General features: G+C 48.0%; 6 protein-coding genes. All 6 read left to right on the top strand.

Annotated elements, in window-relative coordinates; all coding sequences use genetic code 11:
• Nucleotides 1–123 precede the first annotated feature (123 nt).
• Nucleotides 124–327, top strand: coding sequence for a 4Fe-4S binding protein (locus tag DW922_RS07725; protein WP_118720907.1), 204 nt, complete (start codon nucleotides 124–126; stop codon nucleotides 325–327).
• 2 nt (nucleotides 328–329) lie between these two features.
• Entirely contained in the window at nucleotides 330–1,841 is a 1,512-nt protein-coding gene (locus tag DW922_RS07720) for a DNA methylase (protein WP_118726240.1), read from the top strand.
• On the top strand, nucleotides 1,841–2,308 hold the full coding sequence (locus DW922_RS07715) for a hypothetical protein (protein WP_118726239.1): 468 nt from the start codon (nucleotides 1,841–1,843) through the stop codon (nucleotides 2,306–2,308). The genes DW922_RS07720 and DW922_RS07715 overlap by 1 nt, the downstream gene beginning before the upstream one ends.
• 42 nt (nucleotides 2,309–2,350) lie before the next feature.
• A complete protein-coding gene (locus DW922_RS07710; RefSeq protein WP_118726238.1) occupies nucleotides 2,351–4,045 on the top strand; it encodes an AAA family ATPase in 1,695 nt (564 codons plus the stop codon).
• 39 nt (nucleotides 4,046–4,084) lie between these two features.
• A complete protein-coding gene (locus DW922_RS07705) occupies nucleotides 4,085–4,987 on the top strand; it encodes a LysR family transcriptional regulator (RefSeq protein ID WP_118720909.1) in 903 nt (300 codons plus the stop codon).
• 91 nt (nucleotides 4,988–5,078) lie between these two features.
• Nucleotides 5,079–6,191: a 5-methyltetrahydropteroyltriglutamate--homocysteine S-methyltransferase gene (locus DW922_RS07700; RefSeq protein ID WP_118726237.1), complete on the top strand. Its 1,113-nt coding sequence runs from the start codon at nucleotides 5,079–5,081 to the stop codon at nucleotides 6,189–6,191.
• Nucleotides 6,192–6,328 lie beyond the last annotated feature (137 nt).

Genomic DNA, 6,328 nt, shown 5'->3' with positions numbered 1-6,328 from the left:
GCTGCCGCCCAGCAAAAAATATTTGCTAGTGCGACAGCCCCTTTTTTGTGGTATGATAAAAATGGAAAAGAACTGACACAAGAAAAACTGATAATCAGAGAGAATAGATATTTGGAGGAAATCATGACAAACGAAGGGAATGTTCCGGCTGATAAACCGGTATACTACATTTTAGATAACTGTACCCGCTGTGGACGCTGCGCCCAGAAGTGTCCGCTTCACGCGCTGGTTCCGCGCCAGGGGCATTACCGGATCGATCTGCGTTTTTGTGATGGCTGCGGAATCTGCTATGACATCTGCCCGATCGGGGCAGTGGCGAAGGAGTAATCATGTATCTATGTATGGACCTGAAATCGTTCTACGCATCCGTGGAGTGTGTGGACCGCGGCTTAAATCCGCTGACGACCAACCTGGTAGTAGCGGATCCGTCCCGCACGGAGAAGACCATCTGCCTGGCGGTTTCCCCATCCTTGAAGGCATACGGGATTGGAGGGCGTGCCAGGCTGTTTGAGGTGATCGAACAGGTGCGTCGTGCCAATGCGAAGCGGAGAAGCCTTGCTCCAGGCGGCAGATTTACCGGATCTTCTGCACAGGCGGATGAACTGGCAAAGCATCCGGAATATCAGATCGATTATCTGATCGCACCGCCGCGTATGACCCACTATATGAAAGTGAGTACCCAAATTTACGATATCTACTTAAAGTATGCTGCGCCGGAAGATATTCATGTCTATTCGATTGATGAGGTGTTTATCGATCTGACAAAGTATCTGCCAGCGGCAGGCTGTACGGCGCGGGAATATGCCAAACGGATCATGCAGGAGATTTTTGCAAAAACAAAGATTACCGCGACGGCTGGGATCGGCACCAATCTGTATCTGGCAAAGATTGCCATGGACATTGAAGCGAAGCACATTCAGCCGGATGAAGATGGAACCCGCATTGCAGAGCTTGACGAGATCAGCTACCGTAAAAAACTTTGGACGCATCAGCCCATCACCGATTTCTGGAGGGTTGGCCGCGGTTATGCGGCAAAGCTGAAGGAACATGGTATGCTGACGATGGGCGATGTCGCGCGCTGCTCCATTGGAAAGCCAGGAGATTATCACAATGAAGAACTGCTGTACCGTTTGTTTGGCATCCATGCAGAGCTTCTGATCGATCATGCCTGGGGCTATGAGCCATGCCGCATGGAGCATATCAAGGCTTATAAGCCGGAAAACAATAGTGTTGGTTCCGGGCAGGTGCTGCATTGTCCGTATACGGCACAGAAGACGCGGCTCGTGGTCAAAGAAATGGCAGACCAGCTTTCATTACAGCTGGTGGACCAGGGACTTGTGACAGACCAGATGGTCTTAACAGTAGGTTATGATATTGAGAATCTGACGGATCCAAAACGCAGCGGTTCCTATCGTGGTGAAGTTATGAAGGACCGGTATGGCAGAAGCATTCCAAAGCATGCTCACGGAACGGAAAATCTGGGGTGTTTTACTTCCTCGACCCGGCAGATCCTGGATGCAGTTTTGGCATTGTATGACCGCATTATCGATGAAAAGCTTTTGATCCGGCGGGTGTATCTGACTGCAAATCATGTCATGTCGGAGACTGAAGTGAAACGGGAACCGGTGGCCGAACAGCTTGATCTTTTTACCGATTACGCGGCCCTGGAACAGAAACGCCAAAAGGAGCAGCAGGAACTGGAACGCGAAAAACGCCTGCAGCATGCGATGCTGGATATCAAGAAAAAATTCGGAAAAAATGCGATCTTAAAGGGCATGAATCTGTGTGAAGGTGCGACGGCAAAAGAGCGCAATGACCAGATCGGAGGGCACAAGGCATAATGACAGATTTTTCAAAATATGAAGATATGCTGTATCTGAAACGTCCGGTGTCGCGCAATCATCCGCCGATGGATCTTAAGGACCGTGCTGCCCAGTTCTCCCCATTTGCAGCGTTGACAGGTTATGGTGATGCAGTGAAGGAGACTGCACGGCAGACCGAGCAAAGGCGCGAGTTGGATGAGTATGAGAAAGCAGCACTGGATGAGCAGCTGCGGGAGCTGGAAGCGCAGCTGCAGAACTTAGAAAACGGGAAAAATCAGGCAGCTCCAAGGGTCACTGTCACCTGCTTTATTCCAGATGAATACAAAGCAGGAGGTGCTTACCGCACGTTCACTGCTGCAGTTAAAAAAATCGATCATGACAGGCGGGGAATCATTTTGCAGAATGGGACACAGGAAGGAGAATGTGTGCTGTTGGATGATATCCTGAAACTGGATATCCATATGGATTTCGATTCCCGGATATGATAAGATAATAGATAAATTTGAAACAGAAACGGGGTGGAGCAGATGCCATGTACGATCGGAATCGGAAAGCAGGATTTCGCGTCCCTGCGGGAAGGCAATTATTTCTATATTGATAAAACAAAACTGATTTCACAGTGGTGGGAGTCAGGAGATTCGGTTACGCTGATTACCCGCCCTAGGCGGTTTGGAAAAACGCTGAATATGAGTATGCTGGATTGTTTCTTTTCAAAACGGTATGCAGACCGCTTTGATCTTTTTAGCGGTCTTGAGATATGGAATGAGGAGAAATATCAGAAGCTTCAGGGAACTTACCCGGTTATATTTTTAAGTTTTGCGGATGTAAAGCAGAATTGTTATACGGACACAGTTCAGAAAATCCGGCATATTATTGGCGATACTTATCGTCAGCACCGTTATCTTCTGGATACAGCGTGCTTTGCGGACACAGAAAAACAGCAGTTTATAAAAGTAATGAACTGTGAAATGGATGATGTGACAGCTCAGGATGCCCTGAAAAATCTGTCTTATTACCTGCACCATTTCTGGGAAAAGCGTGTGCTCATATTATTGGATGAATACGATACCCCCATGCAGGAGGCATATGTGCATGGGTACTGGAACGAATTTACTTCCTTTATCCGGAGTCTGTTCAATGCGACATTCAAAACAAACCCGTATCTGGAACGTGGAATGATGACGGGAATTACCAGTGTTTCGAAGGAATCTGTCTTTTCGGATCTGAATAACCTCAGTGTAATCACAACCACCTCGAAGCGGTATGCAGACTGTTTTGGCTTTACGGAAGCAGAGGTATTTGCATCTCTGGAACAGTTTGGTCTAATAGAGCAAAAAGAAGAAGTGAAGCGCTGGTATGATGGCTTCACGTTTGGATCAAAGCGGGATATCTATAATCCGTGGTCCATCACGAATTTCCTGCGGGAGAAAACATTCATGGCCTATTGGGCAGCAACCAGTGGAAATACGCTGATTAACAAGCTGATCCGGACGGCATCTGCGGAAATAAAGGAAGGCATGGAGGATCTGCTTCAGGGAGGAAAAATTGTGGTAACCTTTGATGAGCAGATTGTATTTGACCAGCTGGATCATGTGCAGAACGCAATCTGGAGTCTGCTTGTGGCCAGCGGGTATTTACGGGTGGAGCAGGTCGAATATCGCAGAGCCTGGAGAAAACCGTGGTATCATCTGATGATCACAAATCTGGAAACGCTGGGGATGTTTTCTGATATGTTTTCCGGATGGTTTGAAAATTCCGGAACCAATTATAATGCGTTCATCGAGGCTCTTTTAAAGGGAAATATAAAAGAAATGAACGCCTATATGAATGATGTGGCTCTGACTACTTTCAGCAGCTTTGACACAGGAAATCATCCGTCTGAGCGGACACAGCCGGAGCGCTTTTATCATGGCTTTGTGCTTGGGCTTCTGGTGGAGCTGCGGGATGCTTATCTGATCCGGTCCAACCGGGAGAGCGGACTGGGGCGTTATGATGTGATGCTGATTCCACAAAAACCGGAATTTGATGGCATCATTCTGGAGTTTAAGGTTCGTGATGTGGAAGAGGAAACTTCTCTTGGGGATACGGTTCAGGCGGCATTGAAGCAGATTCAGGAGAAACAGTATGACCGGGAACTGATTGCCCACGGTGTATCGGAAGACCGGATTCGCTGTTATGGATTCGCGTTTGAGGGTAAGCGGGTGCTGATCGGAACAGATTGATATGATGAAAGAAAGCGCAATCAGAAAAAGGACAAACCTATGACACTGACACAATTAAAATACATCGTGGAGACCGCTGAGGCGGGGAGCATCAGCAAAGCTGCGGAGCGGCTCTACATTTCCCAGCCGAGCCTGACTGCGGCAATCCGGGAACTGGAGCACGAATTTGGTATTACCATTTTCCAGCGGACTAACAAGGGCATTCTTCTGACCACGGAGGGGGAGGAATTTCTTGGCTATGCAAGACAGGTGATCACCCAGACCAGACTCATGGAGGAGCGCTATGCGGGCGCAGCGCCGGTGCGCCACCAGTTCTGTGTATCCACCCAGCATTATTCCTTTGCGGTGGAGGCGTTTGTGGAACTGTTAAAGACGTATGGCGGGGAAAGCTACGACTTTCGTATCCGGGAAACGCAGACCTACGAGATCATCGAAGATGTCGCGAAGCTGAAAAGCGAGGTCGGGGTTCTTTATCTGAACCAGTTCAATGAAACGGTTTTGCGAAAGACCTTTAAGGAACATAACCTTAAGTTTGAACGACTCTTTCTCGCGAAGCCCCATGTCTTTGTCGGGGCGAAAAATCCGCTGGCGGAACAAAAATCAGTGACACTGCAGGATCTGGAGGATTATCCGCGGTTGTCGTATGAGCAGGGAGACCACAATGCGTTCTATTTTTCGGAGGAAATCTTGAGCACGCTGGAGAGCAAAAAAGATATCCGGGTGTGCGACCGTGCGACACTGTTTAACCTGCTGATCGGGCTGAATGGTTATACCATCTGCAGCGGTGTGATCAATGAAACACTGAATGGAAAGGATATTGTTGCGGTTCCTCTGGAAGCGGAAGATTATATGGAAATCGGGTATATCACCCACAAACAGGTTGTGCCCGGGAAGTTTGCAGCACATTATATCGAAGCGTTAAAGCGGTTTGCTATAGACTAAAACTATGACAAACCGCTTTTTTTCAATATTTTACAGAAACGGAAAATACGGGTATGATAAGTGCCATGAACAGATAAGGAGAACACCGACCATGAGCAAATATACCCCGTTTCGTTATGACTATGTAGGAAGTTTTTTAAGACCAGATTATTTAAAGAAGGCACGCGCTGATTTTGAGGCAGGTACGATCACCGCAGAGGAACTGAAAAAGGTAGAAGATACCGCGATCACGGATTTGGTAGAGAAGCAGAAAAAAGCCGGATACCATGTGATCACAGATGGAGAATTCCGCCGTGCTACCTGGCATCTGGATTTCATGTGGGGCTTCAACGGCGTGGGGCACAGCGCGACCGAGAATGGACTTCCATTCCACGATGAGGCAGCCAAGATCGATGATACCTTCCTGACCGGAAAGATTTCTGTTGAGCATCATCCGTTTGTTGAGCATTTCAAATTTGTGAAAGCGCTGGAAGATGAGAATACTGTGGCAAAGCAGACGATTCCGGCACCGGCTCAGTTTTTAGAGCAGCTGGTCATGCCGATGAACATCGAGGATACCAGAAAGATCTATCCAAACGATGAGGAACTGATCGCGGATCTGGTAGCTGGTTACAAAAAAGTGATTGCAGACCTGTATGCAGCAGGCTGCAGAAATATCCAGCTCGATGACTGTACTTGGGGTTGTTTTGTAGATCCGAAGGCGAGAATGTTCTTCGGTACGGATGATGCAGGACTGAAAAAGCTGCAGAAAGAATTCTTAGAGATCAATAACCTTGTGATCGAGGGAAAACCGGAAGACCTGGTGATTAACACCCACATCTGCCGTGGAAACTTTCATTCTACCTGGGCCTGCACCGGCGCATACGATAAGGTCGCAGAACTGGTATTTGGAAAGGAACAGGTCAATGCCCTGTATCTGGAATTTGACGATGCACGTTCCGGCGGATTCGAGTGTCTGTCCCACGTATCTGAAGACAAGAAGGTGGTTTTGGGACTCATTACGACTAAATCCCCGAAGCTGGAGGACAAAGCAGCTGTGATCGCAAGAATCCATGAAGCAGCGAAGTATGTTCCGTTAGACCGTCTGTGCTTAAGCCCGCAGTGCGGCTTCGCATCCTGCGAGATCGGCAATAAGCTGACCGAAGAAGAACAGTGGGCAAAGCTTGCGCTGGTGAAGGAGATCGCAGAGGAAGTCTGGGGATAATAGAACAATTTAAGTATCGACAAGGGCCGTGTGAGTTGCCTTTCGGCAACTTACACGGCCCTTGTCATATACTTAAATTGTTATTTTAAAATTTCGCAGCGTGATTTGCATTTTTGTAGATTTGGCAGATGTCTTCC

The organism is Clostridium sp. AM42-4 (assembly GCF_003480105.1).
Taxonomy (GTDB): Bacteria; Bacillota; Clostridia; order Lachnospirales; family Lachnospiraceae; genus Brotaphodocola.
The sequence above is the reverse complement of the archived record's forward strand: the minus strand, read 5'-3'. Positions and strand labels throughout refer to the sequence as shown.